Source organism: Streptomyces sp. ActVer, assembly GCF_027270795.1.
Classification (GTDB): Bacteria; Actinomycetota; Actinomycetes; order Streptomycetales; family Streptomycetaceae; genus Streptomyces; species Streptomyces umbrinus_A.
This window is the reverse complement of record NZ_JAPWHT010001000.1, coordinates 1-674: the sequence shown is the minus strand read 5'-3', so window position 1 is coordinate 674 and position 674 is coordinate 1. Positions and strand designations below refer to the sequence as shown.

Annotated in this window: 1 pseudogene; it reads left to right on the top strand. The window is 76.6% G+C overall.

The features are described from left to right. Positions 1–674, top strand: a pseudogene (locus O3Q52_RS53825) (diguanylate phosphodiesterase); the annotation flags it as partial.

Sequence of the window (674 nt, the reverse complement as noted above, 5' to 3'; positions counted from 1 at the left end):
ACGACCGGCTGGCCGAGCTGGTGCTGCGGGGCGGCGGGGTCCATGACGTGTCGGCCGCGGTCTCCGAGATCCTCGACGGCAGCGTGCAGTTCGCCGACGCGGGCACCGCACCCGGTGACGCCCTGGAGGTGTCACGGGCCGAGGGACACGCCGTCCGGCACGGGGACGACTGGGTCGCGGCCGTGACCGCCGGCGGCGAGCTGCTCGGAGCGCTGGTGCTGCGCGGCCATCCAGGGCTCGACCCCGTCGACCAGCGCACTCTGGAGCGGGCGGCCATGGTCACCTCCCTCCTGCTCCTCGCCAGGCGCTCGGCCTCCGAGGCCGAACAGCGCGTGCGCGGTGAGCTGCTGGACGATCTGCTGGACGCACGGGACCGGGATCCCCGGCTGCTGCGCGAGCGCGCCGCCCGGCTGGACGCCGACCTCGACGCCACGCACGTGGTCCTGGCCTCCCGCCTGGACGCCACGGCCGCCGACGCGGACCACGAGGCAGCCGCCCGCCGCAGACTGTGGACCGCCGCCTCCCACCTCGCGGCCACCCGGCACGGACTGGCCGCCGCACGCGACGGCGGCACCGTCCTGCTGCTGCCCCTGCGCCCCGGTGACACCGCCACGGAGCTGGCCCGCCGCACGGCCAAGGAGCTGGGCACCGCCGTGCATGAAGCGGTCACCGTC